General features: G+C 72.3%; 19 protein-coding genes and 1 CRISPR repeat array. Of the genes, 11 read left to right on the top strand and 8 right to left on the bottom strand.

Features of this window, described 5'->3' with window-relative positions:
• Window positions 1-94: 94 nt before the first annotated feature.
• On the bottom strand, window positions 95-1,639 hold the full coding sequence (locus tag D450_RS0101945; RefSeq protein ID WP_017537000.1) for an AbgT family transporter: 1,545 nt from the start codon (window positions 1,637-1,639) through the stop codon (window positions 95-97).
• Between the two features lie 188 nt (window positions 1,640-1,827).
• On the opposite strand from D450_RS0101945, the gene D450_RS0101935 reads away from it, so the two are divergent.
• Complete coding sequence (locus D450_RS0101935) at window positions 1,828-2,850, top strand: Lrp/AsnC family transcriptional regulator (RefSeq protein WP_017536998.1); 1,023 nt, start codon at window positions 1,828-1,830, stop codon at window positions 2,848-2,850.
• 75 nt (window positions 2,851-2,925) lie between these two features.
• Here D450_RS0101935 and D450_RS0101930 read toward each other — a convergent pair whose 3' ends face one another.
• Window positions 2,926-3,669 (bottom strand): tetratricopeptide repeat protein, encoded by a 744-nt coding sequence (locus tag D450_RS0101930; RefSeq protein ID WP_017536997.1) that lies wholly within the window; start codon window positions 3,667-3,669, stop codon window positions 2,926-2,928.
• Between the two features lie 135 nt (window positions 3,670-3,804).
• Between D450_RS0101930 and D450_RS0101925 the strand changes: the two genes are divergently transcribed.
• A complete protein-coding gene (locus D450_RS0101925) occupies window positions 3,805-4,326 on the top strand; it encodes a hypothetical protein (RefSeq protein ID WP_017536996.1) in 522 nt (173 codons plus the stop codon).
• A 7-nt stretch (window positions 4,327-4,333) separates the two neighbouring features.
• Here D450_RS0101925 and D450_RS0101920 read toward each other — a convergent pair whose 3' ends face one another.
• Window positions 4,334-4,999, bottom strand: coding sequence for a TetR/AcrR family transcriptional regulator (locus D450_RS0101920; protein ID WP_017536995.1), 666 nt, complete (start codon window positions 4,997-4,999; stop codon window positions 4,334-4,336).
• Window positions 5,000-5,086: 87 nt separating this feature from the next.
• On the opposite strand from D450_RS0101920, the gene D450_RS0101915 reads away from it, so the two are divergent.
• Window positions 5,087-6,313, top strand: coding sequence for an MFS transporter (locus D450_RS0101915; RefSeq protein WP_017536994.1), 1,227 nt, complete (start codon window positions 5,087-5,089; stop codon window positions 6,311-6,313).
• Window positions 6,314-6,403: 90 nt separating this feature from the next.
• On the top strand, window positions 6,404-7,105 hold the full coding sequence (locus D450_RS29195; protein ID WP_206539648.1) for a DUF1963 domain-containing protein: 702 nt from the start codon (window positions 6,404-6,406) through the stop codon (window positions 7,103-7,105).
• Between the two features lie 57 nt (window positions 7,106-7,162).
• Here D450_RS29195 and D450_RS0101905 read toward each other — a convergent pair whose 3' ends face one another.
• A complete protein-coding gene (locus tag D450_RS0101905; protein ID WP_017536992.1) occupies window positions 7,163-8,197 on the bottom strand; it encodes a BtrH N-terminal domain-containing protein in 1,035 nt (344 codons plus the stop codon).
• A 261-nt stretch (window positions 8,198-8,458) separates the two neighbouring features.
• On the opposite strand from D450_RS0101905, the gene D450_RS0101900 reads away from it, so the two are divergent.
• The 4 genes from D450_RS0101900 (at window position 8,459) to D450_RS0101885 (ending at window position 13,388) form a co-directional block, all read left to right on the top strand.
• Complete coding sequence (locus D450_RS0101900) at window positions 8,459-9,112, top strand: LysE family translocator (protein WP_026128329.1); 654 nt, start codon at window positions 8,459-8,461, stop codon at window positions 9,110-9,112.
• A gap of 282 nt (window positions 9,113-9,394) precedes the next feature.
• Entirely contained in the window at window positions 9,395-10,090 is a 696-nt protein-coding gene (locus tag D450_RS0101895; RefSeq protein ID WP_017536990.1) for an ABC transporter ATP-binding protein, read from the top strand.
• A complete protein-coding gene (locus D450_RS35100) occupies window positions 10,090-12,540 on the top strand; it encodes an FtsX-like permease family protein (RefSeq protein WP_017536989.1) in 2,451 nt (816 codons plus the stop codon). The genes D450_RS0101895 and D450_RS35100 overlap by 1 nt, the downstream gene beginning before the upstream one ends.
• Window positions 12,541-12,614: 74 nt before the next feature.
• Entirely contained in the window at window positions 12,615-13,388 is a 774-nt protein-coding gene (locus D450_RS0101885) for a maleylpyruvate isomerase family mycothiol-dependent enzyme (RefSeq protein ID WP_017536988.1), read from the top strand.
• A 49-nt stretch (window positions 13,389-13,437) separates the two neighbouring features.
• Here the strand turns inward: D450_RS0101885 and D450_RS0101880 are convergent, their stop codons facing one another.
• On the bottom strand, window positions 13,438-13,899 hold the full coding sequence (locus D450_RS0101880) for a nuclear transport factor 2 family protein (RefSeq protein ID WP_017536987.1): 462 nt from the start codon (window positions 13,897-13,899) through the stop codon (window positions 13,438-13,440).
• An 86-nt stretch (window positions 13,900-13,985) separates the two neighbouring features.
• Here D450_RS0101880 and D450_RS0101875 point away from each other — a divergent pair, with 86 nt between their 5' ends.
• Together D450_RS0101875 and D450_RS0101870 are read left to right on the top strand one after the other, a co-directional pair.
• Window positions 13,986-14,609: a TetR/AcrR family transcriptional regulator gene (locus tag D450_RS0101875; RefSeq protein WP_017536986.1), complete on the top strand. Its 624-nt coding sequence runs from the start codon at window positions 13,986-13,988 to the stop codon at window positions 14,607-14,609.
• Between the two features lie 87 nt (window positions 14,610-14,696).
• A complete protein-coding gene (locus D450_RS0101870; protein WP_017536985.1) occupies window positions 14,697-14,999 on the top strand; it encodes a LapA family protein in 303 nt (100 codons plus the stop codon).
• Between the two features lie 115 nt (window positions 15,000-15,114).
• Here the strand turns inward: D450_RS0101870 and D450_RS0101865 are convergent, their stop codons facing one another.
• From D450_RS0101865 to D450_RS0101855, 3 genes are all read right to left on the bottom strand, one after another.
• Window positions 15,115-15,753, bottom strand: coding sequence for a DUF4352 domain-containing protein (locus D450_RS0101865; protein ID WP_241483025.1), 639 nt, complete (start codon window positions 15,751-15,753; stop codon window positions 15,115-15,117).
• Window positions 15,754-16,197: 444 nt separating this feature from the next.
• On the bottom strand, window positions 16,198-16,875 hold the full coding sequence (locus D450_RS0101860) for a response regulator (RefSeq protein WP_017536983.1): 678 nt from the start codon (window positions 16,873-16,875) through the stop codon (window positions 16,198-16,200).
• 39 nt (window positions 16,876-16,914) lie between these two features.
• A complete protein-coding gene (locus D450_RS0101855) occupies window positions 16,915-18,393 on the bottom strand; it encodes a sensor histidine kinase (protein WP_017536982.1) in 1,479 nt (492 codons plus the stop codon).
• A gap of 163 nt (window positions 18,394-18,556) precedes the next feature.
• Between D450_RS0101855 and D450_RS0101850 the strand changes: the two genes are divergently transcribed.
• A complete protein-coding gene (locus D450_RS0101850; RefSeq protein WP_017536981.1) occupies window positions 18,557-19,606 on the top strand; it encodes a lactonase family protein in 1,050 nt (349 codons plus the stop codon).
• Between the two features lie 124 nt (window positions 19,607-19,730).
• Window positions 19,731-20,003: direct repeats of the CRISPR family, unit length 29 nt; unit sequence GTGAGCCCCGCAGGCGCGGGGATGGACCG.
• Window positions 20,004-20,092: the final 89 nt, after the last annotated feature.

The following is a 20,092-nucleotide window of genomic DNA, read 5'->3' as shown; positions in this document are numbered from 1 at the left end:
CGGAACCAGGGACAGGGAACACGGGGGGTGTGCGGGGCGGGGCCGTGGGCCGCCTGAAGGGGCGGACCGGCGGCCCCGCTGGCGGCCTCGGTCCTCATCGGACCGGAGCGCCAGGGCCGAGCGGAAGGCCCAGGCCCCACCAGGCCAGGAGGATCAGCGTCCACCCCACGAGCATGGCCACCGAGATCGGCAGCGTCATCGACAGCAGGGTGCCGATGCCCGCGTCGCGCCGGTAGCGCTGCAGGAAGCCCAGCGCCATCGCGAAGTAGGGGCTCATCGGGCTGATCACGTTGGTAGGGGAGTCGGCGACGCGGAACACCGCCTGGGTGGTCTCCGGCGGGATGCTCAGCAGCATGAACATCGGCACGAACACCGGTGCCACGAGCGCCCACTGCGCCGACCCGCTGGTGATCATGATGTTCATGACGGTGCACACCAGGACCATCCCGACCAGCATCACCGGGGTGGGCACGCCCGCCGCGTCCAGCAGCTCGGCGCCGCGCACCGCCAGCACCTCGCCCAGGCCGGTCCATGTGAAGTAGGCCAGGAACTGGGAGGCGGCGAAGAACAGCACCAGCACCGGCGCCAGGTCCCGCACGCCGGTGGCCATCGCCTCGGGGATGTCGCGGGCCCGGGGCATGCTGCCGGTGGTGCGGCCGAAAACCGCGCCCATGACCAGGAACAGCAGGCCCATGATGAAGGCGATTCCGGTGATCAGGGGCGAGCCGAGCACACCGCCGTCCTCGCCGCGGAACGGCGAGCCGGAGGGGATCAGCACGGCCGCGATGAGCGCCGCCGCCCCGGCGAACACCAGCCCGGCGTTGCGCAGGCCGCGCCGCTCGTCGGCGGTCAGGCGCATCTCGCCCAGCTCGGCGTCGGCGTCCTCGCCGTCGACCTGCATCCGGGCGGTGGCCGGGGCCAGGACGAACTCGGCGACCGCGGTGATGATCAGTGCCAGCAGCACCGCGCTGACCGCGGTGAAGAAGTAGTTGGCCACCGGGGTGACCACGTACTCCGGGTCGATGATCTGCGCGGCACCGGTGGTGAGCCCCGCGAACAGGGCGTCGCCGGGTGTCAGGGCCACCGAGGCGTTGTAGCCGGCCGAGATCGAGCCGAAGGCCACCACCAGGCCGAGGACGGGGCTGCGCCCCGCGGCCTTGAAGATCATGGCGCCCAGGGGGACGAGCACCACGTAGGCGGCGTCGGAGGCCACGCTCGCGCTGACGCCGACCGCGGACAGCGCGAAGGTCAGCAGCTTGTCCGGCACGCGGGTGACGCTGCCGCGCAGCGCGGCGTTGAGCATGCCGGCGCGCTCGGCCACCGCCACGCCGAGCATCACGACCACGATGAGCGCCATGGGCGGGAAGGCGGCGAAGTTGTCGACCGCGTCGCCGAAGATCACCTGCACGCCCTCGGAGCTGAGCAGGCTCTCGACCGCGATGCGCTCCCCGTCGGCGGGCGAGACGGCGCCGACGCCGAGGGCGTCGAGGACCGCGCTGAGCACCACGACCAGGGCGCCCATCAGGATGAACAGCCAGAACGGGTGCGGCAGCCGGTTGCCCGCGCGCTCGATGAACTGGAGGAACCGCATGAGCCCGGCCATGGTGCGGCCGGTGCTGCGGAGGTCGGCAGTGGCCACCGTCGACTCCTCGGGGATCGGAAGGGCAGGGGAGGGGCGTGTCGCCATGAGCTGCGTCACGTCGCCCTATGACGAGCAAGAGTCCCTCGCGGTGGTCAGTCTTGTCAATATCGAGCATGAAAATGGGCGATTAAGTCAGCAGAGGGGGATGGTGTAGTGGCTATCATCCACATGTGGGTGCACAGGAGATGGATGAACTCGACCTCGACCTGGTGGCGGCCCTGCAGTACGCCCCCCGCGCGCCCAGCAGCGCGCTCGCCGAGGTCCTCGACAGCTCCCCGAGCACGGTGGGCCGGCGCCTGCAGAGGCTCCAGTCCTCGGGCCAGCTCAGGGTGGTCGGACAGCTCGACTGGTCGCTGGTCTCCGACGCCCACCCGCGCCACATGTGGCTCCACGCCGAGTCGGGCAGGGCGGTGGAGGTCGCCCGCCGCCTCGCGCGCATGCCCGAGACGCAGCTGGTGGCGCTCAGCAGCGGACGCGCCGACATCTACTGCGTGGTGCATCCGGCGGAGCGCGCACGCGCCGCGGAGCTGCTGACCACCGAGATCCCATCGGTGGAAGGGGTGCGGGGGACCCAGTCCGACCTCGTCCTGCGCCCCGTGACCCGCGCCGACGCCTGGACACTGGACCGCCTGCCGCTCGGTCGCCTTGAGGCGCTTCGCCCCTATCGGACGCACGTGCCCGAGCCGGACGAGGGAGCGGTCGCCTCAGGACCCTTGTCGGACGACGAGATCGCGGTGGTGGGCGTCCTCCACGCCGACGCGCGCGTGGGGTCGGGGGACGTGGCCAGGGAACTGGGGGTCAGCCAGTCGACCGCGTACCGGCTGGTGCAGTCGCTGCTGGAGCGCGGCGTCGTGCGCCCGCGGGTGGAGGTCGAGCCGGAGCGCCTGGGGATGCACCTGGAGGTGATCCTGTCCCTGACGGTGCGTCCGGGGGCGATCGCCCACGTGGCCGAGAAGCTGTCGGCCCACCCGTCGGCGCGCTATGTGTCGGTGGTCGCGGGGGAGGTGTCCCTGATCCACCACGGTGCCTTCCGGGACGAACGCGAGCTGGGGCGGTTCATCACCGAGGACCTGGCGGCGCTGCCGGGGATCGCCGACGTCAGGTCCTCGGTCCTGCTGGAGGTCTTGCGCCGGTACTGGATCGACCGGGACAAGGGCCTCCTGGGAGAGGCGAGGCTGCCGTTCACGAGCAGGGGCGGAGGCCGGTAGCGAGCGCGCCTGAAGCGCGCGCCACCGCACGGATGCGAAGGGGCAGGGGGCCGGCCGCGGTCCCGCCCCGCCCGCTCAGCCTGCCTGGAGCAGGCGGGCGCGCTGGAGCGTCCCCACGATCTTCGTCTGGGTCGGGTCGTAGGGGTGGGCGAGGTGGCCCGCCCTGATGGCCGACCTCTCGGCCTCCACGGCGGCTTCGGCCTTCCTCTCCTTGCCGGCGGCGATGTGCAGCAGCAGCTGGGCGTGGGTGTGCTGGTACTTCGACATGCGGGGGTCGTCGGGGTGGGCGACCTGCAGCGCGCGCTCGGCGAACTCCAACGCCTCGTCGAGGCGGTCCGGGCCGTCGGCGCCCTGCCCGAGGAACTCGGCCACCTGGAGCAGGCGAACCGGAAGGTGCGGGCTGCCGGCATCGGTCATCTCCAACGCCTCGCGGGCCAGGCGTAGGCTCTCACTCAGCTCGGTGGGGTCCTTGCCGGGGTCCTTGAGGGCGGACGCCGACCATTGGGCCCCCAGGGCCCCCGCCAGCTGCTGGCGGTACATCGCGGCGTGGGGGTCCTCGCTCCCGCCCAGTCTGATCGCCTCGCGAAGGTGCTCCAGGCCGCCGTCGATGTCGGCCTGGGCGCCGCTGTCGAGGTAGCGCATGGCCAGCGCCAGGCCCAGGAGGTAGTGCGGCCACGGGTCGCGGCTCTCGGGCTTCAGCAGCGCGCGGGCCCGGTTCACGGCCTTCTCGATGCCCTCACTGCCGGTGCCGGCGGTCGTGTGCTCAGAGAAGAGGACGTCCCTGAGGAGTTCGGAGCGGATACGGGCGAGATCGGACATGGGAGGTTCCTGGGGTCGTCCGGGCACAGGAGGCCGATGGTAGCCACCTGCGGTGCGGAAGGCACCTGTATAAGGTGATTCGTGCTCCGACCGGCTCCGACCGCACACCCCCTCGACCCCCCGAACGGAGAGCGCGTGTCCGCACCCCAGCAGCCCGTCCTCATGCAAGCCGTGGCCTCGTGGTCGCGGATGGAGGCCCTGATCGGCACGCCCCTGGGCGAGCAGGCCTGGCGTGAGCACTGGGCGGTGGTGGCGCGGCTGCGCAGGTCGTACGTGCTCTTCTGCCTGGGGCTCGGGCTGTTCTCCGGAGGGGCCGCCGCCGTCACGGTGACGCTGCTCGGACTCGTGTGGCAGGAAGGGGAGGGCTTCCCCTTCACCGTCCTGCCCTTCGTGCTCACGCCGGTGGTCCTCGGGCCCGTGTGGAAGCGCCGGACCGCCCTGACCGTGGCCCCGTTCCTGGGGCAGCGCCGCCACGTGTGGCCCCGGTGGCTGTTCTCGCTGGTCTTCCCCGTCGTGCTGATCCTCGGGGTGTTCGTGCCCTGGAACCCTGCCTGGACGGTGGTCGCGGCGTTGCTGTGCGCGGGCCCGTGGTGGCTCAGCGCGGGGCTGGAGATCCGCCGCCCCCTGCCGGACTACCCCGGGGCCTGGCGCGCCTGACCGTCCGTCAGGAGCCCTCCGGCCGGCCGTCCCCGCCGGGGCCGTCCCCGCCGGGCCCACCGCCGCCGTCGGGTCCCCCGTCGCTCCAGTCCGCCGTCGCCTTGCGGACCACCTCGACGATGGTGTCCCGGACGGCGGTGTCCAGGTCCTCCCCGGAGGTCGGCTCCTCGGACACGTCCGAGATCAGGCGGTTCAGCTGCGGCAGGGTGGACGGCCAGGCCGCCAGGCCGATCAGCACCATCATCAGCGACGTCGTCCGCCGGTCGGCCCGCGTGCCCAGCAGCCCCGCCAAGGCCCCCACCTTCTCGGTGTAGAGGGCCCGGCGGTTCTCCCGTCCGGGGAGTTCGGCGTCCTCCCCGTAGTGCAGCGACTCCCACATGAGCAGGCGCAGCAGCTGCGGGTTCTTGCGGTGGAACTCGTAGAGCCGCCCCGCGTACTCGGCGATGTCGCCCGAGGGCAGGCCGATGCCGTTCGTGTGCTCGGCGAGGGCGTCGACCATCACCGCCTCGAACAGGGCCTCCTTGTTGCCGAAGTGCCCGTAGATGCGCTCCTTGTTGACGCCCGCGCGCTTGGCGATGCGTTCGACGCGCGCACCCCCGACCCCGTGCTCGGCGAACTCGTCGCGGGCGGCGGAGAGGAGCTTGGCGCGGGTGGCAGCGGCGTCGCGGGGCATGGCGGACAGGGTACCGCCCACCGACCGGTCTGTCGGGAGCCGTGGAGAAGTTGCCAACCGAAAGGTTGGTTGTATAAGGTCCCGGCCATGACCCCACCTACCTCCGCGGTTCCCCCGTCCCCGCCCGCCGCCGGTCCCGGCGGCGCCGCTCCGGCCTGGGCGCGCACGGGCCCCGCCATCGCCCTGCTCGCGGCCGCCGCGATCCCGATGGTCGGCCAGATGTACTCCGTCCTCGCCCTGCTCGGGCCGATGGCCGAGGACCTGGGATCCACCCCGCACGCCCTCACCTGGGTCTCCACGGCCTTCGCCCTCGCCTACGCCGTCGGCTTCCTCTTCGCGGGCCCCCTGTGCGCGCGCTTCGGCCCCCGCGCCACCATCACCTGGGGCCTGGTCGCCACGGCCGCCACCACCGCGCTCGTGGCCGCCGCGCAGTCCCCCGAGTCGGCCATCGCCCTGCGTGCGCTGCAGGGGCTGACCACCGCCACGCTCGCCCCGGCCGCGTTCGCCTACGTCGCCGAGCACATCCGCCCGGAGCACCGCCCGGCCGCGATGACGGCGGTCAGCGGGGCCGCCCTGGCCTCCGCCCCCGTCATGCAGATCGCCGCGCAGGGCATCACCCTCGTCGCGGGCTGGCAGGCGGTCTTCCTGGTCAGTGCCGCCGCCCTGCTGGCCGCCGCCCCCGTCGCACGCGCCGTCCTCCTTCCGTCCCGGAACGACGGACGGCGCGGCCTGCTCGGGGCCTTCGCCGCCATGCCCGGCCTGTTCTTCGAGCCCCGGCCGGCGGCGCTCTTCGCCGCCACCGCCACGCTGCTCGGCGGGTTCGTCGCGGTCTACACGGCCGTCACCGTCGCAGGGCCGCCGGAGATCGCGGGCGACGACGGCGCCCTGCTCGTCCTGCGCGCCTCCGCGCTGCCCGCGATGGTGGCCGTCCCCTTCCTCGCGGGCGTCCTGGGGCGATGGAACGCCGGGACGCGTGCCGTCGCCGGTCTCGCCCTCGCAGCGCTCTCGGTCCTGGCCACCGCTCTCATGGGAGGCAGCACCATCGGCCTCGGCGCCGTCCTGCTGGTCTTCACCGCCGCCATCCTGGTCGCGGCGCCCGCGCTGGTGCAGAGCATCGGCGAACACGCGGGGCCGGAGCGCCAGGGGGTGGGGACGGCGCTCTACGCCTTCTCCATGTTCGTCGGTGCGGGCATCGGCCCCCAGCTGGCCGCCGGTGCCGCGGGGCTCGGGTTCGCCGGGATCGTCGTCGTGGTCGCAGGGGTGCTCCTCCTGGGAGCGCTCCTCGCGGCGGCCGCACGGCGCCCGTCTGCCTAGGGTGTCCGCCATGCCCGATGAATCCACCAACGGAGACCGGTTCCGCGCCGAGGCCGCATCGCGGAACCTTCCCGCCGACGAGACGGAGGAGTGGATCCGAGACGTCCTGCCTGCGGTCTACCTCGGAGACGGCGGCGACAGCGGAGACGGACCGCCTGTGGCCAGGCTGGGCGGGAACCCGACTCTTCCGCAGGGGCGCCCGACCCTCCGTCGCCCTTCGTCGCCTCGATCGACTGCGCAGCCCTCCCGTCCGGCGGAACCGACCTCCCCCTGCCGGCGGGAGGGCACCTCCTGCTGTTCGCCGACCCCGCTGACAGGAGACAGGGGCCGGCGCCCGGCGAGGTCGTGCACGTCCCCGAGGGGTCGGCCGCGGTCGCCCGCCCCGTCGGCGAGCGCGTCCCCTTCACGGCGAAGCAGGCGACCCGGTCGTATCGACGCTTGGAGCCGCAGTCCTGCGAGAGCTTCGCCGTCGACCGGTGGGGGCCCGCGCCTGAGGACGAGCACTTCGAGCTCGCTGAGGAATTGGACGACGCATGGAGGGAGGTGTACGGCCTGCCGCCCGGATGGGACCTCCAGATCGGCGGGCACCCGATCGTCCTCCAGAACGACCCTGTCCACTGGGCCCGCGAGAAGGCCGGGGAGGAGGCTGAGGACTGGGCGCTCCTGGCCACGTGGAGGTGCGGGGACGACGTCGAGGAGCTGGACGGCGGCGTGATCCACTGGGTGCTCCGCCGTCGGGACCTTGCGGCCCTGCGCTTCGACCGCGTGCACCGCTACACCGACATGGCATGACCGGCACCCGAGGCCTGGAGCGGTGTTCGGTTCCCGGAGAGGCCGGGAACGCCGCACCTAGACGGCAGGCCTCGGGTCCTCGTCTCCCAGAAGGCTCAGGGCCTGCATCGCCTCACGCTCGATGCGTGAGAGATCGCCCAGAACCGTCCCCGCCTGGTCCAGGTACCGCGTTTCACCCGTTCGACCGGCCTTCGCGATGAGATCCGCGGCTTCCGTCCATAGGGGGGCCGCCTCGCCGTAGAGGCGGTGGCCGGTGCGCAGGCGGGGACTGTCGACCAGCCCGGTGCACTCGCCGAGGAAGTCCCGATAGAGGTTGCGGAACAGGGCCCCTCCGGTACCGCCCTTCTCCATCAGCAGGGCGGCCTGTGGGAGGTCGACCTCCGGATCCTCGGTCCTCCGGAGCCATCCCCTGACCAGCGTGCCGGCCTTGTCGATTCCGCGGTGGCCCAGGTTGGCGATGGGCGGGTCGAGGAAGGCGCGGGCGCACGCGGTGACGGCGGGAACGATCCGCTCCCGGAGCGGGGACGGATCCCCCGCCCTGTCGGGTACGGCGGCGACCGAGAAGGACCGGTTCCTGGCGGTCATCGGACCGCGCGCGGCCCTGGCCTGAGCGAGTGAGGACCGGCTCGTGGAGACCGTCCCGCCCTGCTGGTCGGTATCGATCAGGTACGCGTCGTGCTCGTCGTAGCCGTACATGGCAACGACATGGCCCCCGAAGTGCACCTTCGAGCCGAAGTAGTCCAGGTGGTAACTGTCGAGCTGCAAGCCGACAGGGCACCCGGCGTCGATGAGGGAGGCCGCGTTCTCCCACGCCTTGCGCGCGGAGGTCGTCTCGCGGACCGAGAGTTCCAGCCCGAGTGCGGAGGCCAGGTTCTTGGTGAGCTCGAAAGGCTTGACCCGTCCCCCGAGGAAGGGGAAGGGCATCTGCTTGCTGTCCCAGTAGACGAAGGAGAGTCCGGCCCCTAGGCCGAAGAGCATGGGCTCGGACAGATCGATCCCTCGGTGCCGAAGGAGCACGCCGAGCGCCGTCGTCTCGCAGTGCTGCATCCCGCGGGCTTCCGCCCCGTCCACGATCACCTTGCCGAGCTCCATGGCGGCCCCTCTCCGTTCCCGAACCGAGGCGAACGGCCGGGCCCCCATTATGGTCGCGCGGCCGTGCGGGCAGTGGGGCGGCTCCGGCCGGTTCTCGTTGATCTCGGGGGAGTCGGCCTTGTACCGGCCGGTACAAGGCCGACTCCCCCGAGATCAACGCGGGTTCGGGCCGGTGGGGCGCCTTTCAGACGGATGTCCTCCCGTATCCCCACGTGACGCCCCTACTCCCAGCGCACAGGCGCCGCGTGGCAGAATCCCGGCATGGATCCCGCCATGGTCGCCGCCTTCTCCCTCGCCGTCCTCCTCCTCAGCATCGCGCCGGGGCCCGACATGCTCTACATCATGGCCAACGCCGCCGCCGGCGGCCGCAAGGTCGGGGTGGTCGCGGCCCTGGGGATGTGCACGGGGCTGTTCGGCCACACTCTGGCCGCCGCCTTCGGCCTCGGGGCGCTCATCAGCGCCGCCCCCCACCTCCTCGACGCCGTGCGCCTGCTGGGCGCCGCCTTCCTCGCCTACCTCGCGTTCACCGCGCTCCGCGACAGCCGCCGCCGCAAGGACGAGGCCCCTGACGCCACCGGCGCGGCACCGGTCCCGGCCGCGCGCTCACTCCGCCGGGTCTACGCCATGGCGACGCTGACCAACCTGGCCAACCCCAAGGTCGTCCTGTTCTACCTGGCGTTCCTCCCGCAGTTCGTGACGACGGGTCCGGGGGCCCTCCCGGTGACCGCCCAGCTCCTGCTCCTGGGGTGCCTGTTCGTCGTCATCGGGCTGCTGGTGGACGGGACCGTCGGCATCATGGCCGGCATGCTCTCCGAGCGCCTGCTCCGCCGCGGGCCCGTGCGCCGGTGGATCGACCGGGCGTGCGCGGCCGTCTTCGGTGCCCTCGCCGCCCGCCTGGTCCTGGACGTGCGCTGAGGCCGCGGGGCCGACCGGCCGTCGGCCCCGCACACGACGCCCCCCGCACACGATCCCCCGCACCGTGCCGGGCGGTGGAACCCTGACGAAAGCAAGGGGTACCTCCCTGCCGATCGGCGCTGTCGACGCTGGTCCCCCGCTTCATAACGTGCCGTCCACGGCCGGACACGACACGGAAGCGGAGACATGCGTCCAGCTACACGGAGCACGAAGGCCACACAGGCCACCGGGACCACACCGCCCCGCACGGGGCACGAACACGCCCTCCAAGCGACCGGACTGGTGAAGCGGTACGGGCAGGGGCCCACGGCCGTCACCGCCGTGGCAGGGGTCGACCTCGCCTTCTCCCGCGGGGAGTTCACCGCCGTCATGGGCCCTTCGGGCTCGGGCAAGTCCACGCTCATGCACCTGCTCGCGGGGCTCGACACCCCGACGGGCGGGACCGTCGCCGTAGAAGGGCACGACCTTGCGGCGCTCAGCGACCGCGAACTGACCGCCCTGCGGCGTGAACGCATCGGCTTCGTCTTCCAAGCCTTCAACCTCCTGCCCGCACTCACCGCCGAGCAGAACATCCTCCTGCCCCTCAAGCTCTCGGGGCAGCGACCCGACCCTGCGCTCTACGACGAGATCGTCTCCTCGCTGCGCCTCGGGGACCGCCTCGACCATCGGCCCGGCCACCTGTCCGGAGGCCAGCAGCAGCGGGTCGCGGTCGCCCGCGCGCTCCTCACCCGGCCTGCCGTCATCTTCGCCGACGAGCCCACGGGGGCCCTCGACGTCGCCACAGGCCGGGAACTCCTCGACCACCTCCGGGCCGCCTGCGACCGGCTGGGCCGGACCATCGTCATGGTGACCCACGACCCCGTCGCCGCCACCTACGCCGACCGGGCCGTCCTGATGTCCGACGGCGCGCTGAACGGAACGGTGGACCGCCCCACCGCCGAGGGCGTCATGGCGGCCATGGCCGGGGCGGGGGACTGATGCTCCTTCAGGCCTGGGCGCACGTGCGCGCCCGTCCCGTCCGCCTGGCCGCCGTCCTGCTCGCCGTCGCGCTCGGCACCGCCTTCCTCGCAGCGACGGCCGTGTTCACCGCGACCACGGACGCCGGACTGCGCGCGGTCGCCGCCGCTCCGCTGTCCGCCGCCGACGTGGTCGTCGACCGCGACCCCGACGCCGCGGACCCCGGCCCCGACTGGGCCGACGGCATCGCCGAACGGTCCGGAATCGCGGCCGTCGCCCCCGTCCACGCCCGCACCGTCCAGCTCCTCACCGAGGAACGGCGCGGTACGGCCAACGTCTCCGGCATCGCCGAACGGCCCGACCTGCGCTGGTTCGAGCCGGCCGAGGGGCGGTGGCCCGAAGCGCCCGGCGAGGTCATGGCCGACCCCGCCACGGTCCGCGACGCCGGACTGGGCGTGGGCGACCGGGTCCGGCTCCTCGACGCCGACGGGGCCGAGGCCGAGGCGACCCTGGTGGGCGTCGCCGACCTCGACTTCCGGCCGCTGACCGGCGTGCAGTACCGGCTCTACGCCCCGGAAGGCTTCTTCGCCGGCGACACCCCGGACACCGCGCTGGCGCTGACCGCCCCGGGCACGAGTCCCGAGGAGGCGGTCGCGCGGTTGAACGCCGGGCTGCCGGCGGGCCTGGAGGCCTCCACCGCCGAGCGGCAGGCGGAGGAGGCCGCCGACCGCTTCGCGGGCGGCTCGCGGCAGATCGAGGTGGTGCTGCTGGCGTTCGCCCTGGTCGCCCTGCTCGCGTCGGGCATGGTCATCGCCAACACCTTCACCGTCCTGCTGGCGCAGCGCCGCCGCGACACGGCCCTGCTGCGCCTGGTGGGGGCCCATCGCGGCCAGGTACGGGCGCTGGTCGCTATGGAGGCGGCGATCACCGGGGCGGCGGGTGCGCTGGCGGGCACCGCCGGAGGGACGGCCCTCGGGTACGCGGGCGCCGCGGCGATGGGGCTGGCAGGGGACGGCTTCAGAGTGGGCCTGTGGGCTCTGCTGGCGGCCTTCCTCGTGGGAACGGGCACCGCGGTCGGCGCCGCATGGCTTCCGGCGCGCCGGGCGGCGGCGACGGCCCCCGTGGAGGCGCTGCGCTCGGCGGCGCTGAGCGGATCGGTCCGCTTCGGCGCGGTGCACGCGGCGGGAACGCTCGCGGCCGTGGCAGGGGCGGTGGGGATGGCGGTCGGGACGGCCGCCTCGTCCCCGGTCGTCACGGTGGTCGCAGGGTTCGCCGCTGCGCTCGGACTGCTGGCGGCGCTCAGGTACCCCATCGCCCGGTGCCTCCAGGGCGTGCAGGTCCTGATGCGCGGAATGGGCGGGGTGGCGTCCCTGGCCGGGGCGAACCTGGCGCGCAACACGGGGCGTGCGGCCACGGCGACCCTCGCCCTCGTCCTGGGGCTCGGACTCATCACGGCCCTCTCCACGGCGGCGGCGACGGGACGGGCGACGATCGACGCGGATCTGCGCGACCGCTACCCGGTGGACGTGAGCGCGCGCGTGGCGGACGGACCGGTCTCGCCCGACACCGTCCGGTCGATCGAATCGCTCGATTCCCTGAGGGCGGCGGAGCCCGTGCGCACGGCCGACGTGCGGATGGGGGCGCTGGGCGAGACGAGGCTGGTCGGGGTCTCGCAGGCTTTGGCCTCGGAGGCCGACGTCGGACGGTTGGACGGCGGCGCCGACCCCACGCTGCTCGTCACCGACGACCAGATGAGCACACTCGGCGCGAGAGCAGGCGACAGGGTCCGCCTGACCCTGGAGTCCTCAGGCGGGAGCACCGAGCGCGACTTCACGGTCCGCACGTCGGAGCTCGCCTCGGCGTCGGGGACACCGGCGCCGGTGGTCCGTGACGACGTCCTGGACGCGCTGGGAGTGGAGACCGTTCGCTCGATGGTGTGGGGCGTGGCCGAGGACGGCGCCGACCGCGACATGATCGCGGACGGGATGGCCCGCATCGCGGCCGACGACCCGCAGATCCTCGTCGGCGGCGCGCTGAGCGAGCGCGGCGACATCACCGAAGTGCTCGACATGCTCGTCGGCCTGTCGCTGGCGATGCTCCTGGTGACCGTGGTGATTGCGGCGGTGGGCGTCGCCAACACCCTGGGCCTGTCGGTCCTTGAGCGCACGCGGGAGTCGGCGCTCCTGAGGGCGCTGGGCCTGTCCAGGGCGGGACTGCGGGGGACGCTGGCGGCCGAGGCGGTGGTGATCGGGCTGCTCGGCGCGGCGCTGGGGATCCTCATCGGTGTGCCGTTCGGGATCGCGGGCGTCGGCGCGATCGTCGGGGCGACCGCGCCCCTCGTGGTCGACGTCCCCTGGGGGTCGCTCGCCCTGGTCGCGGCCGCGTCGTCGGTGATCGGGGTGGCGGCCTCGGTGGTACCGGCCCGCCGGGCGGCCCGGGTGGCACCTGCCGAAGGGCTGACCGACGACTGACCGGCTCCCGGGCGGATGTGCGGCGGATCCTTCTGCGACCATGGATCCAAATAACGGAAAGAAAATTTCGCGATATGAGAATCCATGTCCCGTGGAAGGTCGCCGTGCCCGCCCATCCCCGTGAGCCCCTCGAACTGCCTCCCGAACCGGACGGCCTCCGGCTGCTGCGGGACGCCACCGCACGGCTGTCGGCCACGTGCGAGCGCCTGACGGACGCGGACATCGCCGCGCCCACGTCCCTGCCCGGGTGGACGCGCGGGCACGTGCTCAACCACCTCGCCCGCCAGGCGCCGGCGCTCGGGCGGCTGTTGGAGTGGGCGCGTACGGGCGTGGAGAACCCCCAGTACCCCAGCCGCGAGGCGCGGGACACCGAGATCGAGCAGGGGGCGGACCGGTCGGCCGCGGACCTGGTCGCGGACATCGTCCGTACGGCAGGCGATCTGGAGCAGAGCATGCTCGTCCTGCCGGACGCGGCGTGGGGGCGGCGCATCCGGCCGTTCACGGGTGAGGAGTGCACGCCACGGAGGATCCTCGTCATCCGCCTCAGGGAGCTGGAGGTCCACCATGCGGACCTGGACATGGGATACGAACTCTCAGCCGCTCCGGAGGATGCGACCCGCATCGTTCTAGAAGACGTGGTCCGCTACTTCTCCGCCCATGAGGACGTTCCGCCGATGGAGCTGCGCGACCTCCACGGGGCACCTGTCGGGGTGTTGGGCGGCCGAGGGAAGGCGAGCCGCACGGTCGCAGGAGCCCCTGGAGACCTCCTCGGCTGGCTCGCCGGGCGCACGAGGGGGGAGCGGCTCACGTGCCCTCAAGGACTCCCTGACCTGCCGGGGTGGGTCTGACCGGGACGCCCATCCGAGGCTCGGGTGGGCGGCCTATCGGGTGGTCGGCCTACCGGAGGGGGATCTCGATGCCGTACTCCGCCTCGGGGCGGGGGCCGATGATGCGCCGGTCGGACTCGGCGATGGCAACGTCGTTGATGCTGGCCTCGCGGCGCAGCATCAAGCCCTGCGCGTCGAACTCCCACTGCTCGTTGCCGTGGCTGCGCCACCACTGGCCGGCAGAGTCGCGGGACTCGTACTGGAACCGGACCGCGATCCGGTTCCCGTGGAAGGCCCAGAGGCTCTTGCGCAGCGCGTAGTCCAGTTCGCGCTCCCACTTGCGCGTCAGGAAGGCGATGATCTCGTCGTGACCCTGAAGGAACGTGTCGCGGTTCCGCCAGACCGAGTCGGGGGTGTAGGCGAGCGCCACGCGGTGGGGGTCGCGGGTGTTCCAGGCGTCTTCGGCGGCCTGCACCTTCTGCAGGGCCGTCTCCAGGGTGAAGGGCGGGACCGGGGGTCGGGACTCGGGCACGGGGCCTCCTGTGGTCGAGAACGGTCGTTCTCCAGTGGTGTGGACTAACGTAGAGAACGTTCGTTCTCTACGTCAAGGAGGCGTCGATGCCCGCCCCGATCAGCGAGGAGCAGAACCGGCTGGACCGCGAAGCGCTGCTCGACGCCGCGGAAGGGCTGTTCTACGAGCACGGCATACGGGCGGTCGGCATGGACGCGGTCCGTGCGCTCTCCGGGCTGCCGCTCAAGCGGATCTACCGCTTCTACCCGTCGAAGGAGGAGCTGGTCGTGGCGGTGCTCCGGCGCCGCGACGAGCGGTGGAGGGGGCGGCTCGCGGCGCACGTCGAAGCGGTGCCCGATCCGCGCGAGAGGGTGGGGGCGGTGTTCGACTGGCTCGCCGAGTGGTTTGCCGAACCGGGCTTCCGCGGATGCGCCTGGATCAACGCCCATGGAGAGATGGGGACCGACTCGGAGGAGGTCCAGGCCGAAGTGCGCGCACACAAGCGGGCGTTCAGGGAGCAGATCGGAGCGTGGGTCCGGGGTGCGTGCTCCGCGGGATCCACAGGGGGAACGGGGGATGACGGCCCCGAAGGGGGCTGCGAGCGGATCGCCGACGCCGTCTTCCTTCTGGCCGAGGGAGCGATCGTGACGGCAGGCATCACCGGGGAGCCGGCGGCGGCCGTACAGGGGCGCAGGGCGGCTGTAAGGCTCGTGGGAGCACCGTCGGCGTAGGTGGCGAAGTGTTGGCCGTCCCTTGCCTTGGAGACAGGGGATTTCCGGGCAGGTGATGAAGGGCCGGAGGTAGCGAGGCCGAGCCGGATGACGTACGGGGGCACCATGGTCGAAGGCGGCCTGCCGGGCAGTGCGGCGGCGGGGGAGGGGCCGAGGGAGCGGAAGAGCGTGCTCCGGTCGGTCCCGCCGAGGGTGTGGGTCGGTCTGGTCCTGCTGGTGGTGGCGCTGCTGTTCGTGTTCCAGAACCGGGACACCACCCAGATTCAGGTCCTGCTCATCTCGGTGGTCGCACCGCTGTGGGCGACCCTGGCCGGAGCGGTGGTGGTGGGGGCGGTGATCGGTTTCCTCCTCAGGCCGACGGGGCGCAAGAAGGCGGACAAGCGGCGCTGAGCGAGAGACGCCCCGCGCCGACCGGGGCCGGGCGCGGGGCGGAAGAGCAGGATCGCCGTGGGCGGCGGAAGGCCTGCGCCTGTCGGGACGGAAGCCGCCGGGCGCAGGCTCGCCCCTAGGCCCCGGACACGTCCACCACGGCCGAGGAGTCGAGGCTGATGAAGTCCTGAAGCTCCAGAGTGTCGAGCTCCACCCCCTCGGGCACGTCGAAGATCAGCTGACCCTCGACCGAGTTTCCGGGGTTGACCTCGTTCACGAAGCTGTCCGTGCCGCCGGTCATCTCAGCCGCTGTGTCGGTGCTGTACTCCTTGCCGTCGGCGTCGATCAGCTTCTGCGACGACGAATCGAAGATTCCGGACTCGTCACCGACGTTCTCGACGGTGACGTCCACGACCACGTACTGGCCGTCGGGCGTCTCGGTCAGCATTCCGGATTCATCGGAGACCTCGGTGACGCCGGTCTCCACGTTGGTGACGGTGAACGCGAAGGCGCCGGACTCCACGGTGTCCCCGATCGCCGCGGTCTCGGAGCCGCCGCCCTCGGAGTTCCCGCCGTCCCCGCCGTCGGACGACGAGCCTCCGCCGCCGTCCGAGTCGCTGGAGACGATCGCGGCCATGCATCCCCCGATGACCAGGATGAAGACGAGGACCACCGCCAGCCCGCAACCGAGCCCGATCTTGGCACCGGTGGACATGCCGCGCTTCGGCGGCTGGCTGGGCGGCGGAGGTGGGGGAGTGTTGTTGCCGTAGGCCATGGGGGTTTCTTTCTGATTGGTGCAAACTGCCGTTGAGAATGTAGCGGCATCCGTGAATGCAGAAGGCGCGTTTGTACGAATGCGGCCGTCTCTGGCCACCAGGTAAACCGAAGGTAAAGCAGGGGCGTCCGTGGGTGGCGTGGTCGGGAAATGGGGGAGGGAATGATAGGATAATCACCTGCGGTGGCTCGGGGTAACGAAACCGCCACCCTTGATGATCGGAGCCGTGGAGTCGCCTCGCGCAGGCGAAGCACCGGTCTAGGCATGCCGGTGAGGGGAGACCCTGTAGGAGCAGCGATATTCGCGAGCCTGTCCGCCACTGGAACGGAAGCAACCCCTCCTTTTGTCGGAGACGTGGGTGTCTGAACCGGTGTGTTCACCATCGCCATCAGGGGGCGGTGAAATGTGTAACCGCATTCCACTCGACGAATCGGTCCCCGATTCCTAATCGGAGCCTTCGCGCCCCTCGGTTCCCTGCACCAGCCCGGCCTCGTGGGCCATGACGGCCGCCTCGACCCTGTTGCGTGCGCCCACCCTGGTCAGAATCGTGCTCACATGCCCCTTGACCGTGCCCTCGACCAGGAACAGCCTCCGCGCGATCTCACCGTTCGACATCCCCGCCGCCAGCAGCGCCAGGACCTCGCGCTCACGCCCCGTCAGCTGTGACAGCTTGCCCCGCGCTTTGAGGCGGTCCACAGAACGGTCGTGGTCGAGCCGTTGGAGTACCCGCCGCGCGACCTTCGGAGACAGGAACGCGCCGCCTTCGGCGACCGCTCGAACGCCCAGCAACAGCTCCCTCGGGTCGCCCGTCTTCAGCAGGAAGCCGTCCGCGCCCTCCGACAGCGCCCGGGCCACGTACTCCTCCTCGCCGAAGGTCGTGAGGACGACCACACCCACCGCAGGCGCCGCGCGCTTGATCTCGGCCGCCGCGTCCAGACCGTTCATCCCCGGCATGCGGATGTCGAGGAGTACCACGTCGGGCCGGTGCGACAGGGTGAGGTCCACCCCTTCGCGCCCGTCCGCCGCCTCGGCCACCACCTCGACGTCGGCATCCGCATCGAGAATCGACCGCACGCCTGCGCGGATCATCGCCTCGTCGTCCACCAGCAGAACTCGGATCACGTTCGGCCTCTCCAACGCCCGTCCCCGCCCCAATCCATGTCACCGGCCCGCCGTCTCCGCCGAGACCAGCACATCGCCATCGAAGCACAGGCGGTACGGGTTCCCGCTTCCGCCGATCCCTCCGCCGTCAGAGCGGTAGTAGAGGCACTCCAGCCCGTCCGGCCCCTCGGGGCGCTCACCGCTCGCCAAGGGCCCTTCGTAGAGGTCCCTCGCAGGAAGGAGCCCGTCCAACTCAGCGCGTTCCTGTCCCGGCTCCAGGCGCTCGAAGGCGGACGTGTCCAGAGTCGCGGTGGCGGCCTGAAAGGCGGTGTAGGCGAGCGACACCGTGTAGGCGGCGACCACCATCCCGATGGGCAGACCGACTGCCGCCGCGATGGCCCACCCGGCCCGACGCCTTGAACGCTGGAGCTGCGCGTCAGCGGAGCCTGTGCCGCCCACCTTCTCCTCTGGCGGTTCGTCTCCCAGAGAGCCCGGGCCCGCCAGTCCTCCCGCAGTTCGAAGCGGAATGCGTGCCGTCACCGACCAACCGGGACCCTCTGTGCCCTCGGCACCCTCCGCCCAGGGGCCGGCCGCAAGGACTCCGCCCACAGAACGCATGCGCTCCTTCAGGCCGACGAGCCCGGTCCCGCCACCCGGGACCGCGGCGGCGGACACCTGCTCTTCCGCACCGGAATCGATCACCTGGACCGTCACCTCGTCCGCCCGCCGTTGCACCGCCACACGGACGTTCGCGCCCGGCGCGTGTTTGGCCGCGTTGGTCAGCCCCTCCTGCACGACCCGGTGGACGGCGCGCTCGACCAGCACCGGTACATCGCGCACGCCGCCCCCGTCCTCAAGAGCCACGTCCATCCCGGACTCCCGCGCGCGCTCCACGAGGACGGCAAGGGCGGTCTCCCCGTCGCCCGTCGGGTGGAGCGCCGGCGCCTCAGGGGCGGTGTCGGTGCGCAGTACGCCGACCGCCTCAACAAGGCGGTCGGCGGCCCTGCCGGCCGCCTCCCGAAGCTCGGAGGCCTGAGCCCTTCGGGCGTCGGAGAGGTCGGACGCCATCTCCAAGCCGCCGGCCCGAAGGGCGAGCAGGCTCAGCTCGTGGCCCACCGCGTCGTGCAGGTCCTGGGCGATGCGCGACCGCTCCCGCATACGCGCGCGCTCGGCCACCAGTCGGGCCTCGTGCTCCAGCCGCCGGGCCCTTTCCCAGCCGGCCTGCTCCAAGGCGGCCGTGCTGCGCAGGTACAGGCCCACCAGCCAGGGCAACAGCACCGTGAACACTGCCAGGCCGCTCCCGGTGACCCACATCCCGACCGGCTCCCCGGCGATGCCGAACCGCAGCGCCCACGCCGCGATCCCGACGCAGTACACCGCCGCCGCCGGGCGCGGGTCTGCGGACAGGCGCCCGGTCAGCAGCGCCGCGACCGGGAGGGCGAGCAGCGATGGCGGCCACCACCACGCGGCCAGCCCGGCCAGGACAACGCAGGCCAGGGCCGCCTGGCCGAGGGAGGGGCGACGACGCAGAACGTGCATGGCCAGGACGCTAGCCAGAGGTGGTCACCGGCGTCATCTATCGAAAGTCAGGGCCGGCCTGCGGGCCCGGCCCGCATTCCCGGCCCGACCCGTCGGGGCGGCGCAGGCGTCGTGCGATCCTCGGTCGTGCACGTGACGAGGACGGGACGGAAAGGCGCTGCGGATGAGCGAGAGGCTGCTGTGGGTCGGGACCTACACCCGTGACTCGGAGCCGGTGGGGCGCGGGGTCGGCGTCTACCTCGCGTGGCTGGACACCCGGACCGGCCGCCTCGGGGGCGGCAGCGCGGCGGTGGAGGCGTCGGGGCCGTCGTTCCTGGCGATGCACCCGGACGGCGCCAAGGTGTACGCGGTCTCCGAGCGCGCGGAGGGGGCGCTGTCCTGGTTCGCGGCCGGTGAGGGGTGGGCCTCGGTGACGCTGGGGGAGACCCCGACCGGCGGGGGTTCGCCGTGCCACGTGATGGTGCACCCGGCAGGGCGGCACATCATCACGTCGAACTACGCCGACGGAACGGTGAGCGTCCACCCGATCGACGGCGACTCCACACCGGGGGCCGCCATCGCCCGCCTTGTGGGGGAGGGCTCGGGGCCGGTGGAGGGCCGGCAGACAGGGCCGCACGCGCACAGCACTGCCATGGGGCCGGAGGGGCGGTACCTGCTCATCGCCGACCTCGGCGCCGACGTGATCCGGGTGCACCCCTTCGACCCGGATACGGCCGATCCGGTCGGTGGGGAACGGGACCCGATCCGCCTTGAGCCGGGAACCGGCCCCCGACACATGGCGGTGAGCCCGGCGGGGTTCGTGTACGTGGCGGGGGAGCTCGACGCGCGGGTGCACATCGTCCGCTGGGGGGCGACGGCCGAAGTACTGGGAGCGGTGGACGCGTCCCAGGCGAAGGGGGAGGAGGCGGTCTACCCGAGCGAGATCGCCCTGTCGGCCTCGGGAGAGCGGCTGTACGTGGCCAACCGGGGCGCGGACACGGTGACGACCTTCGCGGTGGAGGAGGGAGGGGCGTCCCTCCGCTTCTTGGAGGAGGTGGAGACGGGTGGTGAGTGGCCGCGCCATTTCGCCATCGTCGACTCCCACATCGTGGTCGCCAACCAGAACAGCGGCACGATCACGAGCCTCCCGATCGACGGCTCGGGGGTGGCGCAGGCCCCGATCGACCGCCTGTCCATCCCGGACCCGGCCTGCATCCTCCCGGCGGGAGAGTGAGTGAAGGCGACCAACTTCCATCGGCCTGAGACTTGGGAGGGGAATTGAGGACAGGACCTGTCCGAAGAGGGAGCGACTTCGGTTGCTTTTCGGTAACGTCCGCCATCAACCCAGCTCACAAAGGGTGAGCCCCGCAGGCGCGGGGATGGACCAGAGTGCCGCGGCCGCCGTCGCCCTCGTCGAGCGTGAGCCCCGCAGGCGCGGGGATGGACCCGGATCGCGGTCGGGAGGACGTTGGCCTCCGGCGTGAGCCCCGCAGGCGCGGGGATGGACCGCACCAGGGGGCGCCATTCATTCCGTACCAATTGTGAGCCCCGCAGGCGCGGGGATGGACCGATCCACATCGAGTCCCCGAGGCGGCCGCCCTCGTGAGCCCCGCAGGCGCGGGGATGGACCGCACATGGGCCAGGCCGTCCACGAGCGGGGGAGGCCCGCTCCTGCCGATCGCCTGAGTGTTTACTAGGCGGCGACCCCTGCACCCGTGAG

Origin of the sequence: Nocardiopsis halophila DSM 44494 (genome assembly GCF_000341245.1) — a bacterium.
GTDB classification, from domain to species: domain Bacteria; phylum Actinomycetota; class Actinomycetes; order Streptosporangiales; family Streptosporangiaceae; genus Nocardiopsis_A; species Nocardiopsis_A halophila.
Note: the sequence above shows the minus strand (reverse complement) of the source record. Positions and strands in the feature narration are given on the sequence as shown.